17 protein-coding genes are annotated in these 18,912 nt (G+C 69.6%); 14 read left to right on the top strand and 3 right to left on the bottom strand.

Annotated elements, in window-relative coordinates:
• Nucleotides 1-150: 150 nt before the first annotated feature.
• The 11 genes from RNB18_RS36730 (at nucleotide 151) to RNB18_RS36680 (ending at nucleotide 13,571) form a co-directional block, all read left to right on the top strand.
• Complete coding sequence (locus RNB18_RS36730; RefSeq protein WP_311718412.1) at nucleotides 151-1,554, top strand: MFS transporter; 1,404 nt, start codon at nucleotides 151-153, stop codon at nucleotides 1,552-1,554.
• Between the two features lie 83 nt (nucleotides 1,555-1,637).
• Entirely contained in the window at nucleotides 1,638-2,714 is a 1,077-nt protein-coding gene (locus RNB18_RS36725; RefSeq protein ID WP_311718410.1) for a beta-ketoacyl-ACP synthase III, read from the top strand.
• On the top strand, nucleotides 2,711-2,947 hold the full coding sequence (locus RNB18_RS36720; RefSeq protein ID WP_311718409.1) for an acyl carrier protein: 237 nt from the start codon (nucleotides 2,711-2,713) through the stop codon (nucleotides 2,945-2,947). The genes RNB18_RS36725 and RNB18_RS36720 overlap by 4 nt, the downstream gene beginning before the upstream one ends.
• A gap of 35 nt (nucleotides 2,948-2,982) precedes the next feature.
• Complete coding sequence (gene scoE, locus RNB18_RS36715; protein WP_311718408.1) at nucleotides 2,983-3,867, top strand: (3R)-3-[(carboxymethyl)amino]fatty acid oxygenase/decarboxylase; 885 nt, start codon at nucleotides 2,983-2,985, stop codon at nucleotides 3,865-3,867.
• Complete coding sequence (gene scoD, locus RNB18_RS36710; RefSeq protein WP_311718407.1) at nucleotides 3,867-4,406, top strand: (2E)-enoyl-ACP glycyltransferase; 540 nt, start codon at nucleotides 3,867-3,869, stop codon at nucleotides 4,404-4,406. The genes scoE and scoD overlap by 1 nt, the downstream gene beginning before the upstream one ends.
• A 92-nt stretch (nucleotides 4,407-4,498) precedes the next feature.
• Nucleotides 4,499-6,091: a long-chain-fatty-acid--CoA ligase gene (locus tag RNB18_RS36705; protein ID WP_311718406.1), complete on the top strand. Its 1,593-nt coding sequence runs from the start codon at nucleotides 4,499-4,501 to the stop codon at nucleotides 6,089-6,091.
• Nucleotides 6,092-6,146: 55 nt separating this feature from the next.
• Complete coding sequence (locus tag RNB18_RS36700) at nucleotides 6,147-6,404, top strand: phosphopantetheine-binding protein (protein ID WP_311718404.1); 258 nt, start codon at nucleotides 6,147-6,149, stop codon at nucleotides 6,402-6,404.
• Nucleotides 6,391-10,632 (top strand): amino acid adenylation domain-containing protein, encoded by a 4,242-nt coding sequence (locus tag RNB18_RS36695; protein WP_311718403.1) that lies wholly within the window; start codon nucleotides 6,391-6,393, stop codon nucleotides 10,630-10,632. Before RNB18_RS36700 ends, RNB18_RS36695 begins: the two co-directional genes overlap by 14 nt.
• A 70-nt stretch (nucleotides 10,633-10,702) precedes the next feature.
• Nucleotides 10,703-11,731, top strand: a complete 1,029-nt coding sequence (locus RNB18_RS36690; RefSeq protein ID WP_311718402.1) for an ABC transporter substrate-binding protein — start codon at nucleotides 10,703-10,705, stop codon at nucleotides 11,729-11,731.
• Between the two features lie 74 nt (nucleotides 11,732-11,805).
• Nucleotides 11,806-12,771, top strand: coding sequence for a FecCD family ABC transporter permease (locus tag RNB18_RS36685; protein WP_311718483.1), 966 nt, complete (start codon nucleotides 11,806-11,808; stop codon nucleotides 12,769-12,771).
• On the top strand, nucleotides 12,768-13,571 hold the full coding sequence (locus RNB18_RS36680) for an ABC transporter ATP-binding protein (protein WP_311718401.1): 804 nt from the start codon (nucleotides 12,768-12,770) through the stop codon (nucleotides 13,569-13,571). The genes RNB18_RS36685 and RNB18_RS36680 overlap by 4 nt, the downstream gene beginning before the upstream one ends.
• Here RNB18_RS36680 and RNB18_RS36675 read toward each other — a convergent pair.
• The 3 genes from RNB18_RS36675 to RNB18_RS36665 form a co-directional block, all read right to left on the bottom strand.
• A complete protein-coding gene (locus RNB18_RS36675; protein ID WP_311718400.1) occupies nucleotides 13,564-14,157 on the bottom strand; it encodes a DJ-1/PfpI family protein in 594 nt (197 codons plus the stop codon). The two genes, RNB18_RS36680 and RNB18_RS36675, sit on opposite strands and share 8 nt — an antisense overlap.
• Nucleotides 14,158-14,276: 119 nt before the next feature.
• Nucleotides 14,277-14,969, bottom strand: a complete 693-nt coding sequence (locus RNB18_RS36670; protein ID WP_394817731.1) for a sigma-70 family RNA polymerase sigma factor — start codon at nucleotides 14,967-14,969, stop codon at nucleotides 14,277-14,279.
• A 152-nt stretch (nucleotides 14,970-15,121) separates the two neighbouring features.
• Nucleotides 15,122-15,817, bottom strand: a complete 696-nt coding sequence (locus RNB18_RS36665; RefSeq protein WP_311718399.1) for a hypothetical protein — start codon at nucleotides 15,815-15,817, stop codon at nucleotides 15,122-15,124.
• Nucleotides 15,818-16,103: 286 nt separating this feature from the next.
• Here RNB18_RS36665 and RNB18_RS36660 point away from each other — a divergent pair, with 286 nt between their 5' ends.
• The 3 genes from RNB18_RS36660 to RNB18_RS36650 all read left to right on the top strand — a co-directional run bounded on the left by RNB18_RS36660 (nucleotide 16,104) and on the right by RNB18_RS36650 (nucleotide 18,900).
• Nucleotides 16,104-16,658, top strand: coding sequence for an extracellular solute-binding protein (locus tag RNB18_RS36660; RefSeq protein WP_311718481.1), 555 nt, complete (start codon nucleotides 16,104-16,106; stop codon nucleotides 16,656-16,658).
• A 51-nt stretch (nucleotides 16,659-16,709) separates the two neighbouring features.
• Nucleotides 16,710-17,930 carry a carbohydrate ABC transporter permease gene (locus tag RNB18_RS36655; RefSeq protein ID WP_311718398.1) on the top strand — a complete coding sequence of 407 codons (1,221 nt, stop codon included), beginning with the start codon at nucleotides 16,710-16,712 and terminating at the stop codon, nucleotides 17,928-17,930.
• Nucleotides 17,931-18,000: 70 nt separating this feature from the next.
• Nucleotides 18,001-18,900: a carbohydrate ABC transporter permease gene (locus RNB18_RS36650; protein WP_311718397.1), complete on the top strand. Its 900-nt coding sequence runs from the start codon at nucleotides 18,001-18,003 to the stop codon at nucleotides 18,898-18,900.
• The last annotated feature ends 12 nt before the right edge of the window (nucleotides 18,901-18,912 follow it).

Here is an 18,912-nt window from a genome sequence, read left to right as displayed (position 1 = left end):
GAACTGGTGAACGATTCCGGCAACCGTTCCGCAAGCCAGTCCGAAATTGAGGGGAGAGTGCTTGTGGTGCTGAGCGGAAGTGAGCCACGATCCTGGGGTGAGCAGCCGTCCTGATCCAGAGGACGGATTCTTAGGGGGAGCAGTCGCGCAATGCCTGCAGTGGGATCATCGTCCATACCGACACGCCAGCGCCTCGGACTGCCGCTACTGGTCCTGGCAGCCGCGCAACTCGTCATCTCGCTCGACTACAACATCGTCTACGTCGCCCTCCCCGCCATCGGCGGAAGCCTCGGCTTCTCCGGCCAGGATCTGCAGTGGGTGGTCAGCGCGTATGTCGTGACCACCGGCGGGTTCCTGCTGCTCGGCGGGCGAGCGACCGACCTGCTGGGCCGGCGCAGGATCTTTGTCGTCGCCGCGTTGTTGTACGCGGTCTCCTCACTGATCGGCGGCGTGACGGAGTCTGCGGAGGCGCTGGTTGCGGTGCGCGCGGTGCAGGGCATCGGCGGATCGCTGTTGTTCCCCGCCGCTTTGTCGCTGATCAATACGCTCTACGACGAAGGCCCCGGCCGTAACCGGGCACTTGCCGTCTGGGGAGCCGCCGGCGCGGGTGGATTGTGCTTCGGGTCGCTGCTGGGCGGGGTTCTCGTGGACGCCTTCGGCTGGCCCGCGGTGTTCCTGGTCAATGTCCCGATCGCCGGCGCGATCGCCCTGGCCGGAGCGATGCTCTTCCCTGCTGACGGGCCACTGCCCCGGCAGCGGAACTTCGACCTCCCGGGCGCTCTGACCGCCACGGTGGGCATCACCCTGCTCGTCTTCGTCCTCGTCCACGCGCCGGAGGCCGGCTGGGGGAGTCGTACCGTCCTGATCTGTGCGGCCCTGTCGGTGGTCTCGCTGTTGCTCTTCGTCCTCGTGGAGAAGCGCATCGGTGAACCGCTGACCCCTGCGCACCTGTTCGGCCACCGCAGTCTGCTCGGGGCCATGGCGTTGACCGCGCTGTTCAGCGCCACCTTCAGCTCGATGCCGTACTTCTTGACCCTCTACTTCCAGACGGTGCACGGCTACAGCGCGATGGCCACCGGAGCCGCCTTCCTGGTACCGGCCCTTGTCGTGGCCGCCGGGACGAAGGCGGGCGAGCGAGCGGTGTCCGCCCTGGGGCTGCGCACGGCACTGCTCGGCGGCATGGCGGTGGGAGCCGTCGGCGCGTTGCTGCTGGCACTCGCACTCAGCGATCACGGCTCCTATGCGCGCATGCTCCCCGGAATTGTGCTGCTGAGCCTGGGGCAGGGCGCGACCTGGACGGGCATGTGGATCGCGGCCGCCACCGGCATTCCCGCCGCCGACCAAGGTGTCGCCTCCGGGCTTGCCTCGACCACGCTGCAGGTGGGCAGCGCCGTAGGGCTGGCAGCCCTCGTCGCCGTCGCCGGCACGGGGAGCCACGGCCTGACCGCCTCGGGCCTGCTCGACGGGATCCGTGCGGCCGTGTACGTCATCACGGCCGGAATCTGTCTCGGCGCCGTCGCCCTGCTGCCCCTTCGGAGGGGAACAGCTCGCTGACGGTCCGGTAGGCGCAGCCGCCCGCAACCGATCGGATCCTTCCCATACATCTGGCCCCCCACCTAGGAGCCCCTGTGTCCACCATGCTTGACCAACCGTTCGGTATCTCCATGCGGCCTCCGGCCGAGCGGGCCGCAGTCCTGTGCGGACTGGCCGGCTGGCTGCCCCCACGGGTCGTCACCAACGACGAACTCTCCCAGCGGCTCGACACCACCGACGCCTGGATCCGGACGCGTACCGGAATCGGCCGACGCCGCTTCGCCGACCCCGGGCAGGCCACCTCCGACCTCGCGGTGGAGGCGGGCCGCCTGGCGCTGGCCTCCGCGGGCCAGGAGCACGTGGATGCCGTGATCGTCACCACGACGACCCCGGACCGCTCCTGCCCTGCGACCGCTCCGCTCGTGGCCAGCCGGCTCGGCCTGGCGGGAGCGGCGGCCTTCGACGTCGGCGCCGTGTGCACCGGATTCGTCTACGGCCTCGCCGCGGCGGCGAGTCTGATCACGGCTCAGGTGGCCGACAGCGTCCTGCTGATCGGCGCGGACACCTACTCGACGATCGTCGACCCGCACGACCGCACCAACGCGATCATCTTCGGTGACGGAGCCGGAGCGGTGGTCCTGCGCGCCGGACACGCCGACGAGCGCGGCGCCGTCGGACACTTCGACCTCGGCAGCGACGGCACCGGCGAAGAGCTGATCATGGTGGCCGCCGGCGGATCCCGCCAGCGCTCGACGCCCGGCCCGGCAGAGCCGCAGGATCGTCACTTCACGATGCGCGGCAAGGAGGTGTACCGCCATGCGGTCACCCGCATGGCGGCGTCCGCCCGAGCCACGCTCACGCTGGCCGACCGCAAGGTCGACGAAGTCGATCACCTCGTCCCCCACCAGGCCAACCTGCGCATCCTGCGCACGGTGGCGGACGACCTCGGACTGCCCGCGGAACGACTCGTCACCAACGTCGAGTCCGTAGGCAACACCGGCGCCGCGTCCATCCCGCTGGCCCTGGCGGATGCGGCTGCCGAGCACACCATCCGGCCGGGCGAACGCGTGCTGCTCACCGCGTTCGGCGGCGGCCTCACCTGGGGGTCCTGCCTCCTGACCTGGCCCACCCTGCCCCCTATCGCCCACCCGCACGACTCAGGAGGAACGCAGGCGCCATGAGTACCACCTACGACCAACTGGTCCAGATCGTCACCAAACTCCACGACGCACCCGCCGAGCGGATCAGCCCGGACGTCACCTTCGCCCAGCTCGACGTCGACTCGCTGACCCTCGTCGAGATCAGCATCCGCATCGAGCGCGACCTCGGCGTCCACATCGACGACAACGAGCTCCAGGAAGACCTCACCCTCGCCGCGACCACAAAGCTCATCGATTCGAAGCTCGCCCAGTAACCCCAGCCCCCACCACCCCACAGAGAGCAGGGATCATGGAGATCACGGAGCGCATCGGGCACGACATCGGCGCTGCTGTGGCCGGGTTCGACCACGCGACCGCCTCACAGGCCGAGGTCGACGCCATCAAGGCGGCGGTCTACTCGAAGAAGATCGTCGTCCTGAAGAACCAGGACCTGGCGCCCCAGCAGTTCCTGGCGCTCGGCAAGCTGTTCGGCCGGCCCGAGACGTACTACGAGCCGATGTACAAGCACCCCGAGGTCGAGGAAATATTCGTCTCCTCCAACGTGCCCAGGGACGGCAAGCAGATCGGCGTACCGAAGACCGGGAAGTTCTGGCACGCCGACTACCAGTTCATGCCCGACCCCTTCGGCCTCACCCTCATCTACCCCCAGGTCGTCCCCCAGAAGAACCGGGGCACCTACTTCATCGACATGGGCAAGGCGTACGAGGCACTTCCCGAGGACGTGAAGAAGGCGGCGGCGGGGACCTTCGCCGAGCACTCGGTGCGCAAGTACTTCAAGATCCGGCCCACCGACGTCTACCGGCCGATATCCGAGATCATCGAGGAGGTCGACACGAAGACCCCGCCGGTGGTCAAGCCCACGACCTTCACCCACCCGATGACCGGCGAGACCATCCTGTACATCAGTGAGGGCTTCACCCTCGGCCTGCAGGACGAGGAGGGCAAGCCGCTGGAGACCGACCTGCTCCACCGGCTCTTCGAGGCCACCGGCCAGCTCGACGAAGACTTCACCCACCCCAACATCCACCTGCAGACCTTCGAGAAGGGCGACCTGCTGGTCTGGGACAACCGCAGCCTGATCCACCGGGCGCGGCACACCACCACCCCGGAGCCGACCGTCTCCTTCCGGGTGACCGTCCACGACGAGCACAAGCTCTACGACGAGGTCGCGTGATGGCCGTACAAAGCCCCCCGCGGCAGCGTCCGTTACGGGACTACGAGACCGACGAGGAGCTGCTCCCCCAGGTGCTGCGGCCGTACAAGCCGCACTGCAAATACCTGAAGTCCGCGACGGTGAGCACCCGCACAGGCCTGGTGTCCGCCCGCTGCGAGCTGGCGATACCGGAGTCCTGCTACATCGACGACACCGGCCATCTCAACGCCGTCGAGGTCAACATCAGCTACAACCAGATGATGTACTACGCCGTCGCCAAGACGGTGAAGGAAGGGCTGCTGGACGAGTTCGCCGGCTGGACCCTGGACGACTACTGGCGTCACCAGCTGCCCGACATCCTGATCGCCCGCTTCAGCGGCAGCTTCCGGCGGCCGATCAACGCCCGTTCCTTCTCGGGGGAGATCGAGTTCCTCACCGTGGACCGGCGGTCGCCGGGCGGGGAGCCGCTGCTCGTCGCCGACACGGCATACCGGTACTGGGACGACGCGGGCGGCCGCTGCGACGGAACCGTCAAGCTCGCGTTCGTCAACGCCCCCTGAGCGGGGCTCGATTCACGGCGTGCCGCCGCATCGCATCCTGCGGCGGCACGCCCCCGGTACCCCGAGAGCCGTCCGAGAGGCAGGCCCCGCACATGGCCGAACCGTCCACGCCCGCAACACCCGGGGAGAAGCTCTACCACCCCCAGCTGACCACCCTCGTCGAGACGGCGCGTTTCCACGCCGCTCACCAGCCCGGCAGCACCGCCGTCGTCTGCGAGGACCGCAGCCTCACCTACGCCGAGCTGCACCGCGAGAGCAACCGGATCGCCCACGCGATCCGTGCCGTCGGGGCAGCTCCCGGCGCCCGTATCGCCTACCTGGGAAAGGAGTCCGAGCACTACTACACGGTTCTCTTCGCCTGCGCCAAGAGCGAGACCGTCCTGGTTCCCATCAACTGGCGGCTCGCCGCACCCGAAGTCAGCCACATCCTCCAGGACTCCGGCAGCGAAGTGCTGCTCCTGGAAGAGGAGTTCGCCGCCGTCCTCGACCGGCTGCCGACCGGGCCTCCCAAGACAGTGGTCCGACTCGGCGCGTCCGACGGACTCTCCGCCTGGAAGGCCGACCACCCCGACACCGACCCGCCGTGCTCGGCCACTTCCGACACACCGGTCGCGCAGCTCTACACCAGCGGCACCACCGGCCTGCCCAAGGGCGTCGTCCTGGCCCACCGCAGCTTCTTCGCCATTCGCGACGCCCTGGCGAGCGAGAACCTGGACTGGATCGACTGGCGGGCCGGTGACATCGCGCTGGTCGGCATCCCGGGGTTCCACGTGGGCGGCCTGTGGTGGGCCACCCAGAACTTCAACGCCGGCGCGACCGTGGCTGCCATGCGGGCCTTCGCCCCTCGGGACGCGATCGACCTCATCCGCGACAAGGGCATCACCACCGCCTGCGTGGTCCCGGCGATGCTGCGCATGATGCTGGCCGAACCCGGCGTCACCCCGGACGACTTCACCACCCTGCGCAAGATCGTCTACGGCGGTTCCCCCATCTCCGAGGCCCTGCTCGAAGACAGTCTCTCCATGTTCGGCAGCGAGTTCGCCCAGATCTACGGCCTGACCGAGACCGGCAACACCGCCGTATGCCTGCCGCCCGCGGACCACGTCCCCGGCCACCCCAGGATGAAGGCCGCCGGCCACCCCTACCCGGGCGTGGGCTGCAAGGTCATCGACGGCGACGGGAAGGAACTGCCGCCGGGCACGGTGGGAGAGATCTGCCTGGCCACCCCCGCCCGCATGGTCGAGTACTGGGACCTGCCCGACAAGACCGCCGAAACCCTCGTCGACGGCTGGATCCACACCGGCGACGCCGGATACGTCGACGACGACGGCTACGTCTTCATCCAGGACCGCATCAAGGACGCCATCCTCGTCGCCGGCGAGAACGTCTACCCCGCCGAGATCGAGAACGTTCTGGAGCGCCATCCCGGCGTGGCCGAGGCGGTCATCGTCGGTGCCCCCGACGAGCGCTGGGGCGAAAGCGTCCATGCCTTCGTCGTGCCCGCCGCAGGCCAGGAACCCGCCCCGAGGGAGCTGCACCGGTTCCTGGTCGACCGGCTGGCCGCCTTCAAGCTGCCCGCCCGATACGAGTTCATCGACCACGTGCCGCGCAACCCCAGCGGAAAGATTCTCCGCCGCGAGCTGCGCGAGCGCTTCTGGACCGGCTCCGACCGCAAGGTCAACTGACCGGTCCGCCATCACCCGCGTATTGCCACCCGTGCAGCTACCAAGAGAGAACACCATGCCTGAGCCCCTGACGCTGGACACGTTTCGCACGGACCTGGCGGAGTACCTGCACCAGGACCCGCACGACGTCGACCTGGACGAGAACCCGCTGGACGCGGGACTGGACTCGCTGCGCATCACCACCCTGGCCGAACAGTGGCGCAGCGCCGGTGTGGACGTGAGCTTCGTGGACCTCGCCGAGCGCACCTCCTTCGCCCAGTGGTGGCAGCTGCTGTCCGAACGCCAGGCGGGAGCGTCTCATGCCGACGCCTGAGCGCCATGCCCTCCTGGCCGCCCAGGAGGGCATCTGGACCGGCCACGCACTCGATCCGGACAGCCCCGCCTACAACACCGCCGAGTACGTGCACATCCACGGAGCGGTGGATCCGACCGTCTTCGAGAAGGCGCTTCGGCACACCGTCGCCGAGGTCGAGGCCCTCAACGTCCGCTTCGTCACCGACGAGACCGGCCGGCCGTGGGAGGTGAGCATCCCCGGCATCGAGTGGGCCCCGCACATCGCCGATCTCACCGTCGCGGCGGACCCGCACCGGGCCGCCCTGGACTGGATGGCCGAGGACCTGAACCGGCCCGTCGACCTCGAACGCGACCCGGTCTTCGGCCATGCCCTCCTGCGTATCGCCCCCGACGAGTTCCTCTGGTACCACCGCGTCCACCACATCGCCCTCGACGGCTTCGGCCTGTCCCTGGTCGCCCGTCGTGTCGCGCAGGTCTACACGGCTCTGGTGGAGGGCGCCCCCCTCGGGGAGAGCGGCTTCGGCACCCTGGAGTCCGTCCGGCAGGAAGAGGACGCCTATCGCGCCTCGGAGCGCTTCACCGGAAACCGCACGTACTGGACCGAGCGTTTCGCCGACCGCCCGCACGTGGCCGGCCTCACCTCCGAACAGGCCCTGCCCGCACGGACCTTCCTGCGCCGGGTCGTCGACCTGGACACCCAGGAGACGGACCGGTTGCGGGCCCTTGCCCGTGAGATGTCGGTGACCTGGTCCGATGCCGTGCTGGCCGTCACCGCCGCCTATGTCCACCGGGTCAGCGGCGCACCGGAGGTCGTCCTCAGCCTGCCGGCCATGGGGCGCCTGGGTTCGGTGTCCCTGCGCGTGCCCTGCATGGTGCGCAACGTCCTCCCGCTGCGCGTGGCCGTGGGGGAGGAGGACAGCCTGCGCGACCTGGCCGCCAAGGTGGCCGCGGAACTCCGCGCAGGACGCCCGCACCAGCGCTACCGCTACGAGCAGTTGCGGCGCGATCTGAAACTGGTCGGCGGCAAGCGGCGGCTGTCGGGGCCGGGCGTCAACATCATGCCCTTCGAATACGATCTGCGGTTCGCCGGACTGCGCAGCACGGTCCACAACGTCTCCGCAGGCCCGGTCGACGACCTCGCGGTGAACGTGTACGACCGCGCCGAGGGCGCAGGCCTGCGCATCGCGGTGGACGCCAACCCCCACCTCTACGACGAGGCCGAACTGGCCGCACACCAACAGGCGTTGCTGGAACTGCTCGGGGAGGCCGTCGCCGATCCGGACCGTCCGATCGGTCGTCGGCCGGTCACCGTGCTCGACGGCGGACCACTGCCCCGCCCGGCCCGCTCCGTGCTGAGCCTCATCGCCGACCACGCCGCCCGGCGCGGCGGCGCCACCGCCGTCGAACACGACGGGCGCACCATCACCTACGCCGAACTGTTCGGCTCCGCCCGGCAACTGGCCCGGCGCCTTGCCGCCCGGGACGTGGGCCCCGGCGCTGTGGTGGCCCTCGCGCTGCCTCGGGGCATCGACGCCGTCACGGCCATCCTCGGCGTCCTGCTCTCGGGCGCCGCTTACTGCCCGCTCGACCCGGACGCTCCCGAATCCCGGGCCAGGACACTTCTGGACAACGCCCGACCCGCCCTCGTCCTCACCAGTGGCCGGTACGCCCCTCGCTACGCGGGGCGGGGTGTCCTCCTGCTGGATGCTCAGGGCGAGGAAGAAAAGGCGCCGCCCCCTCCGACCGCGGATGATCCGGCCTACGTCATCCACACCTCGGGTTCCACCGGCCGGCCCAAGGGCGTGGAGATCGGCCACGGTGCGCTCGCCACGTTCGTCGCCGGTGCGGCGCACCGCTACGGCCTGCGCCGCGAGGACCGTGTCCTGCAGTTCGCGCCGCTGCACTTCGACGCGAGCGTCGAGGAGATCTTTCTGACCCTGTGCACCGGGGCCACCCTCGTTGTCCGCACCGACGACATGACCCAGTCGGTGTCCCGATTCCTGCACGCGGTCGACCGGCTTCGGATCAGCGTCCTGGACCTCCCCACGGCCTACTGGCACGAACTCGCCTACACCGTCTCGACCGGCGCCGCCACCCTTCCCCCGACGGTGGGCACGGTCGTCATCGGGGGAGAGGCGGCTTTGCCGGAACGCGTTGAGCGCTGGCGGGGTGCGGTCGGTCCGTCGGTACGGCTGTTCAACACCTACGGCCCGACCGAGGCGACGGTGGTGGCCACGGTCGCCGCCCTCCATGAAGCCCCCGACGAGCCCGGCGACGTGCCGATCGGCATTCCCCTGCCGGGCACGCGCGCGGCGGTCGTCGGAGGGGAGCTCCATCTCCTCGGCGACACCCTGGCACGGGGCTACCGTGGCGCGGACGCCGCTGACGAGGCGCGCTTCGCCCCGATTCCCCAACTGCCGGGCGCCCCGCGCGCCTTCCGCACCGGCGACCTGGTGCGCCTCGGAGACGACGGACAGTTGCGGTTCCTCGGCCGGGCGGACGACGAGTTCAAGATCAGCGGTCATCGCGTCCATCCCTCCGAGGTCGAAGCGGCCCTCCTCGCTCAGCCCGGCATCCGCGAAGCCGCCGTGGTCGGTCAGGTGCTGGCGGACGGGACGCGGCGGCTCGCCGCCCACGTCGTCCCCGACGAGCCCCGACCCACCGCCGGCGACATACGGGAGCGGCTACGGGCGGTCCTTCCGGCCGCAATGGTTCCCTCGGCCGTGGCCTTCACCGACCGGCTGCCCCGCACCAGCACGGGGAAGATCGACCGGAACGCGCTGAGTGCCGTCGCAGCGGAGCGGTCTCCAGCCACGGCAGGGGCGGGCAGCTCCCTGGAAGAGATCATCACTCGGACATGGGCCCAGATTCTGGGCGTTGAACACCTCACGCCCGAGGCCGACTTCTTCGACCTCGGTGCCCAGTCGCTCCAGGCGATCCAGGTCGCCAACCGGATCGGCGTCGAACTCGGCCGGGACGTCCGTGTGGCCTGGCTGTTCGAGCATCCGACGGCCGCCGAACTGGCCCGTCACCTGACCCAGGGCACGGATGCCCCTGCGAGTGCCCCGGCCCTGCCCGAGACGGTGCTGGCCGACGCTGTCCTGGAGGACGACATCCGGCCCGCCGGCCCGTCCCGTGCGACCGCCGCTCCGCGCACCGTCCTGCTGACCGGTGCCACCGGCTTCGTCGGCCCCCACCTGCTGGCGGAACTGCTTCTGGCCACCGACGCCGAGATCGTGTGCCCGGTTCGGGCCGCGACTCCGGCCGAGGCGGCCGACCGCATCCGGCAAGCCCTCGCTGCCCAGCAGATCCGCCTGCCGGCAGGCGCCGAGCGGATCACCGCCGTCCCGGCCGACCTCGCCCGACCGCACTTCGGGCTCGGCCCGGACCGGTTCGCCGAACTCGCCGAAACCTGCGAGGTGATCGTCCACAACGCGGCGATGGTCAGCATCATGCGGGAGTACGGCAGCCTGCGTGCCGCCAACACGGAATCCACCCGTCAGTTGCTGAGGATGGCGGCGGCCCGCTCGATCCCGGTCCATCTGGTGTCGACCCTTTCCGTCGCTCCGTCGCGCAGTGCGGCCGCGGAGGTGCCGGAGGCGTTCCTTTCCCCCCACCCAGGGCTGGTCAGCGGCTATCAGCAGTCCAAGTGGGCCTCCGAGCGGCTGGTGGAGCAGGCGGCGGAGCGTGGCCTCCCCGTCACCGTGCACCGCTTGGGCAGGGTTACGGGAGCGCCGGGCACCGGTCTGGTGAACCGGCGGGATTTCCTGTGGAGCGTGCTCGCGTCCGGCATTCCTGCCGGAATCGTGCCAGAGCTGTTCGAGGCGGAGGTGTGGACGCCTGCGGACTACGTTGCCCGGGCCGTCGTACGGCTGTCGTTGACCGCAGATCCCGGCACCGTGTTCAACCATGCCCCGGTTCCGCCGGTGCGACTGGCCGATCTCTACGACTGGGTGCAGGACTACGGATACCCCGTCAAGCGGGTCCCGTTGGCGCAGTGGAGCCGGGAGCTTCCCCGGTCCGCCGATGTGGCCGCGACGACCGGCGCGTTCTTCGACTCCTTCACGGACGACGGCGAGGAAGGGCTGGAACTCGGGCTGGGGCGGGTCCGGGCGGACAACGTGCTTCGGGCGCTGGAGGGTACGGGCATCGACTGCCCGCAGGCCGATCGCGCTCTGGTCTTCCGGTACCTGGACCACTGCGTGGAGAACGGAATACTCCCGCCACCCGTACGAGGGGAGGTCTGACGTCTCGGGAACTTGGGCGGACTCCGCTCCGACTACTTGAGCGGAGTCCATCCCACCCCGAGGAGCGAGTGTGCAGACGAAACGGCCCGTTGCCGTGGCCCTGGCAGGGGCGTTGTGCCTGGCCGCCACGGCATGCGGTGCCTCGACGTCCCCCACGGCGAATGCCGCGGCGGATGCGAGTGCCCCCGGTTACCCGGTCACCCTCAAGAACTGCGGACAGACCACCACGTACACGAAGGCACCCGAGCGGGTCGTGGTCATGAACGGTGCCTCGGTCGCCGAGGTGTCCGCCCTGCTGGCGCTGGGGCTCGGCGACCGCATCGTGGCGAACGAGCAGTCGTACGGCCGCTCGGAGGTCCCGGGCCGGGCCACGGCCATCAAAGAGCTGCCCACCGGCGACATCAAGCTCAACGACGCCTACGACGTTCCGCGCGAGGCGATGCTGGGCCTGCGCCCGGACCTGGTGCTGTCCACCACGTCCTACGGCTTCGACGCGAAGAACGGCTTCGCCACCCGCGACGACCTGGAAGCGGTCGGAGCCGGCACCTACATCTCCCCGCAGGGGTGCGACCAGGACACGTCCCGCATGACGATCGACGACAGCTACCGGCTGCTGCGCGACCTGGGGAAGATCTTCCACGTCGGCGACCGCGCCGAGAAACTCGTCGCCGCCTCCCGCAAGAGCATCGGCGCCGTGGCGGCCAAGGTGAAGGGCGACGCCACCCCCAACGTCATGGTCGTGTTCTCCAACATGAGCATGGGCGGCAACGACTTCAGCTCCGTCGCGGCCAACGGCATCTGGAACGACATCCTCGCCAAGGCGGGCGCTCGCAACGCCTTCTCCTCCGCCTCCGCCAGCGCCTTCGCCGACCTCAGCAAGGAAAAGGTCGCCGCCGAGCCGGTCGAAGCCCTTGTGGTCATCAGCTACAACGACCCGAACGCCGAGGCGTACGCCAGCAAACTGCTCAAGGAGTTCCCCCAGTGGCCGGCCGCGAAGAACAAGCGCTCCCTCGTGCTGTCCGACTCGATCTACCTCGGACCCAGCAACGACCTGGCCGTGGAGAAGATCGCAAGGATGCTGCACCCCAACGCTCTCTGAGCCGACCGGGCCCGAAGAAGCGGCTGAACGCCGAACTGGCTCTGGTGATACTGCCGGCCGTGCTCCTCGCCGTCATGATCGTTGCCATCAGCATCGGTGCCGTCACGATCCCGGTGGACGAGGTCTGGCGGATCGTCTGGCAGCACCTGACCGGCAGTGGCACGGCCGCCGACCCGGCCACCGACCAGATCGTCTGGAACTTCCGCGCCCCGCGGGTCGTCCTGGCGGCCCTGGTCGGCGCGGGGCTTGCCATCTCGGGCGTCGTCCTGCAAGCGGTTGTCGCCAACCCGCTCGCCGATCCCTACGTCCTCGGCGTCTCCTCCGGAGCCTCCCTAGGCGCCGTCGTGGTCATCACCGCCGCGGGCGGTGCGCTCGGTGGACTCGGTGTGTCCTCGGCCGCCTTTCTCGGCGCCGGCGCAGCGGTCGCCCTGGTCTTCCTGCTCGGCCAGAAGGGAGGACGGCTCGCCCCCACCCGCCTGGTCCTGTCGGGCGTCGCCATCGGCTACCTGTTCCTGGCCGCCACCAGCTACCTGCAACTGCGGGCCACCCCGACGGAGTTGCGTACGGTGATGTTCTGGATGCTGGGCAGCGTCGCCGGAGCGCAGTGGGGCCAGCTGCCCATCGTGGCAACCGTGGTTCTCACCACGACCGTCGCCCTGACCCTCTTCGGCCGACGCCTCAACGCCTTGCTGGTCGGCGACGAGTCCGCCACCGCCCTCGGCGTCGACGTGCACCGGCTGCGCGCCGTGCTGCTGGTGCTGTCGTCCCTCGTGACCGGCACGGTCATCGCCGTCGCCGGCGGCATCGGCTTCGTCGGCCTGATGATCCCGCACCTGGTGCGCCTGATCACCGGCGCCGACCATCGCCGACTACTGCCCCAGTCGGCCCTGGTCGGCGCCATCTACCTGGTTGTCGTCGACCTGCTCTCCCGCACCGTCAACCGCCCCAACGAACTGCCCCTCGGCATTCTCACCGCCCTGTTCGGGGCCCCCTTCTTCCTGTGGCTGCTGCGCCGCAACAAGAGCCTGGACACCGTATGAAGCTCACCGTGGAACAGATCCACGTCGAACTCGGCCACCGGCCGATCCTCCATGACGTGCACCTGGAAGCCCAGGCCGGCGACATCGTCGGCCTGATCGGCCCCAATGGCAGCGGCAAGTCCACGCTGCTGCGCACCGTCTACCGTTCGCTGCGCCCGCACCGCGGAGTGGTGCGGGTGGACGGCGACGATGTGTGGGCCCTGTCGGCACGCAGCGCCGCCCGCCGCACCGCGGCCGTCCTCCAGGACGCGAGCGGTCATCCGACCGGCATGAGCGTTGCCGAGATCATCGCGCTCGGCCGCACCCCGCACCACGGTCTCCTGGGCCGCGACGGAGCCGACGACCACCAGGCCGTCGAGAGCGCCCTCGACTCGTGCGCGATCCGGCACATGGCCGAACGCGACGTCACCTCGCTCTCCGGCGGGGAACGCCAGCGTGTGCTGCTGGCCCGGGCCCTGGCTCAACAGCCCCGGCTCCTCGTCCTCGACGAACTCACCAACCACCTCGACATCCGCGCCCGCTTCGAGCTGCTCGAACTGATCCGCTCCACCGGCATCACCACCCTCGCCGTCCTCCACGACCTGGACCTGGCCGCCCGCCTGTGCGACCACCTCGTCGCCCTTCACGCGGGCCAGGTCGTCGCCGCCGGCCCGGTACTGGACGTCCTCACACCGGGCCTGCTGCGCGAGGTCTTCGGTGTGGCCGCGACCGCCGAACGTCACGCCGACGGCATCGTCCGCGTGACGTACGCGGCCCAGCCGCTCGCCCTCGAGCCGATACGGGAGGCAAAAGTCAGCTGACGGGGCGGTCGTACTGAGTCCCCTGGCGCACCTGGTCCGCAGCCTGTCCACCACCGAGCCGCTCCACGAGGTGGAAGGCCATGTCGATGCCGGCGGAGACTCCCGCGCTGGTGACGATGTCGCCGTCGTCGACGTAGCGTTCGGCCGCGCGCAGGTCGATCGTGCCGTCGATCTTCGCGAGCTTTTCGGCGAAGTCCCGGTGTGTGGTCGCCGGGCGACCCGTCAACAGCCCGGCCGCGGCCAGCACCAGCGAGCCGGTGCACACGCTCGCCAGCAGCACCCCCCGGTCGTGGAGGTTCCTCAACCAGTCGAGGTGATCGCGGTTGTTCCTGAGCGCCCGCGTGCCGTCGCCGCCGGGATGGATCAGCACATCCAGGGCGGGAACCGTGTCCGGGCTGTGGTCCACACCGAGACGCAGCCCCTTGGCACAACGCACCCAGCCCTCCTCGCGGCCGACCGTCACCAACTCGACGGGATCCGTGGCGACATGCGTGGCCCAGAACCCGAGAACCTCCCACGGACCGACGACATCGAGCTCCTCGGCCTCCTCGAAGACGAAGACACCGACGGTCAGCGAAGACCTCATCCCGACGCACTCCTCAACGTTCCGTGCCTGATGGGTAGTTGGGGCACGGGGGTGTCGGGCGCTCTGAGGAAGGGCGGGGCCGGTACCCGCGGCCACGGCGGTCACCGGCCCCACCATGTTCACGCCGCGACCGCGACCGGGACGCTCACCGTCGTGTGCGACGGCAGGGCCGATGCCGGAACCCGGCCCTCCCCGGCCGGCTCCTCCGGCCCGGTGAGCAGGTCCAGAAGGGCGGCACGGGCCCGGGCCACCCGGGAGCGGACCGTCCCGACGGGACAGCCGGTGACAGCGGCCGCGTCCGCATACGGCAGACCGACCACCTGCGTGAGGATGAACGCCTCGCGGCGCTCCTCCGGTAGCGCTGCCAGCAGTTCGAGGAGCGCAATGCCCTCCTCGAATCCCGGTACGCCGACCGGTTGGGCCAGTTCGGCCGCGCGGCGCCAGTCGTGCCGGTCCGCCAGACGTGGACGGGCGGCGGCGCGCCGGAAGTCGTCGATCACCGCCCGGCGTGCGATGGACAGCAGCCACGTCCGGGCAGAGGACCTGCCCTCGAACCGATGCAGGCTCCCCAGCGCACGGAGGAACGTCTCCTGGGTCAGGTCGTCCGCCGACTGGGGATCAGCGCTCAGATGGGCGACATAGCGCAGCACATCGCAGTGCAGCGCCCGGATGAACTGCTCGACGGCGTCCTCGTCACCGCCTCGGGCGGCCAGCGCCCAGGCGGTGATCAGCTCGTCGACTTCTTGCGTCTTTTCGTACTTCCCACGCTTCTTGCGTGTCCCGCGTAACGCGGGCAGGGCAGGAGCAGGCACCAGATGTCCTTTGCGATCGTGCAGGGTACGGCCGCACATGGGCGCGCCGATCCAGCAGCGAGGGGACTTGCGGCCGACCGCACGCGGGTACGACCGCTGCCCGGGGGGCGTCGACGACGACACCGGAAACGACCCCGGGAGAACCGGCTGTTCTAGAGGACAGCGAGAGTGGCCGGCGGTCCCCGAGGGGTGATCGCGTGTACCAGGTGCAGACGTCGCGGCACGAGACGCGTACGGCGCCTGCGTCGGAGCACTCGCGGACGTCGCGGCAGCGCCGGTGCAGCCGAGACCAACCGCAGGGGCGCGGCCAGCCATCCCGCCACGACCCGCAACAGGCGGAAGGCGACACGCTCGCCGTAGCCCAGCCACAGACCGCACAGCAGTGCCGCCACCAGGTGGGCCGCGTACATGCCGAGCAGTGACGTACCACCCAGCCACTGCTCCACGCCGGCCGGAGCTCCGGAGCCCACGTGGACCGAATGATCCATCCCCATGGAACTCATGTCGTGCCCGGAGCTCATGGGGTGATCCATGGACACCATCGGCATGTCCCCGGTGTCACCCACGGCATTCGCCCGCGCCGCCGGCTGCCCGGCGGACTGCGCGAGAGAGAAGCTCCAGTGGAGGACCGCCTGAGTCACGACCACCACGGGCACGATCACTCGGAGTCCGCGCTCATGACCCGCCAGGGCCCACCCCACTCCGCCCGCTGCGACGAGGCCGGCGCACAACGCCCACCAGGGCACCAGGGCGCCGGACATCATCGTGTGCGCCAGGGCAGAGAGCAGCACACAGACGGCCGCGAACACCGCGGCCCGTACCGTACGCGTGTACCACCCGGCAGCCATGACGGGCTTCATCCTTGCATTCGGAGCCCGGTCGTTATGGATCAGTACGCAAAATGGCCTGGTCTCGTGCTCAATTCGAAGCGGTGACAAGTGTTTTGGCGAACCACGGGAACTTGTCGCGGATACGGGCCGACTCTCTTGGGGGAACCTTTCGTCAAGGGCCCGTCGCTGCCAGGGTCACTCGTGTCTCGGCGCGGCAGCAGGGCCACCGCCGAGCCGCCGCAGGCGTGGCCGACCGGTCGTAGTACCCGGTCCGCCGGGTTGATCCTCAGCCTCGTGACGCCGGATCTTCCTTGACGATCAGTCCCGCAGGTGCCGATACCGACGCGATCCGCCCGTCGGAGCCGACGGTCACGGAGAGCCGTTCTCCCGCAAGCAGAAGGCCGCCATGACGATCGAGGGCAACTGGATAGCCGGCGCCATGAAGAACGACTACCCGGGCGTCAAGTACAGGACGGTCCCCCTGCCGACCGGGCCCACGGGCAAGAAGGGCACGCTCGCCTTCACCCAGTGCTGGGGCATCGCGGCCAAGAGCAAGCACAAGGCCGCGGCGCTCGACTTCGTCAAGGCGATGACCTCGAAGGACGCCGAGCTGAGCTTCGCCAAGGCGCTCGGCGTGATGCCGTCGCGGCAGTCCGCCGAGGCCGAGTACATCGACCAGTTCCCGCAGGACAAGGCATTCATCGACGGCGCCGCGTATGCCCAGGCCCCGGTGAACATCGCCAAGATCGACCAGGTGCTCCTCGACTTCGACACGGGCCTTCAGTCCCTGCCCGACGCCGACCCGAAGCAGATCCTCGCGCGGCTTCAGAAGAACGCGCAGGCGGTCGTGGGTCAGTAGACCGGACACCGCGGACAACCCGGACCCGAACGGAACGAGAGTGAACCTGCGATGAGTGAACCGAATCCCGGGCCCGCACAGGGCCCGGGCAGCGGCCCGGAGCCGGCCTCGGCAGCGGTCCGAACGGCAGCCGCAGCCAAGGCCGTTGGAGGCCGGGGCCGCCGCGGCCGGGCCCCCCGCGGCGGCATCCGAGGCCGGGAAGGTCTGGCCGGCTGGCTGTTCGTCTCACCCGTCCTCGTCGTACTCGGACTCTTCCTGGTCGTGCCGATCGTCATGGCGCTCTGGGTGAGCCTGTCCGACTGGAACGGCCAGGGCAGTCCCTTCTCGTCAGGCGTGCACTTCGTCGGCGGCCAGAACTACGCGCCGCTTCTCACCAAGTCCGGCCTGGCGCAGAGCGACTTCATGATGAGCCTGCGCAACAACGCGTACTACGTGCTCTTCGTCGTCCCGCTGCAGACCGCGCTCGCGCTGGGCCTGGCGCTTCTCGTCAACGGCAGACGCCTGAAGGGCAAAGGTTTCTTCCGTACCGCGTACTACTTCCCGGCGGTGACGAGTTCGGTCGCGATCTCGGTCGTCTTCCTGTTCCTCTTCTCTTCCAGCGGTGTCGTCAACTCCCTGCTGGCGAAGATCGGAGTCGACGGTCCGGCCTGGTTCGCCGATCCGCGCGGCGTCATCCATCTCGCCCTCGGCGCCCTCGGTGTGAACAACGACGCGCCTCCGTCCGCACTCGCCGACACCACGGTCGGCGGGCTGTCCCTGTGGGACTGGATCTCCGGCCCCAGCGTGGCCATGTGCGCGGTCATCGCCCTGGTCGTGTGGACGACGGCCGGCACGTTCATGCTCATGTTCCTCGCCGCGCTGCAGGACATCCCCCTCGAGGTCGAGGAGGCCGCCGAGATCGACGGCACCGGGCGCTGGCAGCGGTTCCGCCACGTAACGCTGCCCATGCTCAGGCCGACCCTCTTCCTCGTCCTGACGCTCGGACTCATCGGCACCTGGCAGGTCTTCGACCAGATCTACGTCATGACCAAGGGCGGACCGGGAAAGACGACGCTGACGCCCGCGTTCCTGTCGTACCAGTCCTCGTTCATCAACAACGAGTGGGGACAGGGCAGCGCCATCGCCTTCATCCTCTTCGTGATCATCGTCGCGATGACGCTCCTGCAGCGCTTCGTCCTGCGCGACAAGGACGAGGCCCGCGCCAGAGCCGCCACCCGGCGCGCGGCGAAAGCGGCACGCTCCGGGTCCGGCCCGACCACGGGAGCGGCCTGATGACCCGTACCGCAGCAACCGCGCCCACCACCGCGGCCGCCCCGGCCGACGTCCCCCACAGAGGCACGCGATGAGCACACAGCACCAGCACGCCGACGGCGCGGGCCCGACCCGCCGCGCGGGCCCACCCGCACACACCCGACGCGGCAGCGCCCTCACCCGCGCGCTCGGCTACACCGCCCTCGTCGTCATCGCACTCCTCTACATCTACCCCTTCCTCATCCAGCTCGCGACGAGCTTCAAAACCGACGCGGACGCCACCAGCCATCCACTGTCACTGTGGCCGACCCACTTCACCACCGCGGCCTTCAGCCGGCTCGCCGAGGCCGACTATCCGCGCTGGTTCGCGAACTCCGTCGTCGTCGCCCTCTTCGTCACCACGGGCCGCGTGTTCTTCGACTCCCTCGCCGGATACGCACTGGCCCGGCTGCGCTTCCGCGGCCGCAGCGCACTGTTCGGAGCCGTCATCGCGGTCATGGCCGTGCCCGGGGTCGTTCTGCTCATCCCGAAGTTCCTCGTCCTCAACCAACTGGGGATGTACGACTCCTACTCGGGCATGATCGTCCCGCTGCTCGCCGACGCCGCGGGGGTGTTCATCATGAAGCAGTTCTTCGAGTCGATCCCCGTCAGCGTCGAGGAAGCCGCCCGTATCGACGGCGCGAGCACCTTCCGGATCTTCTGGTCCGTCGTACTGCCGATGGCCCGGCCGGCCCTCATCACCCTGACCATCCTGTCGTTCCAGGGATCGTGGAACGAACTGCCGCACTTCATCGTGTCCCGGCAGAGCCCGGAACTGAACACCCTGACCAGCGGAGTCGCCTCACTCGTCTCCGGCCAGCTCGGCGACGGCAACCAGTACCCGATCAAGCTCGCGGCAGCCCTGCTCATGACCATCCCCGTGGCCCTGGTCTTCTTCGCCTTCCAGCGGCACTTCGTCCGCGGCGGGACGGCGGGCGCGACCAAGGGATAGCCGGGCGGGAGA

The sequence above is a fragment of the Streptomyces doebereineriae genome (genome assembly GCF_031845645.1).
Classification (GTDB): domain Bacteria; phylum Actinomycetota; class Actinomycetes; order Streptomycetales; family Streptomycetaceae; genus Streptomyces; species Streptomyces canus.
The sequence above is the reverse complement of the archived record's forward strand: the minus strand, read 5'-3'. Positions and strand labels throughout refer to the sequence as shown.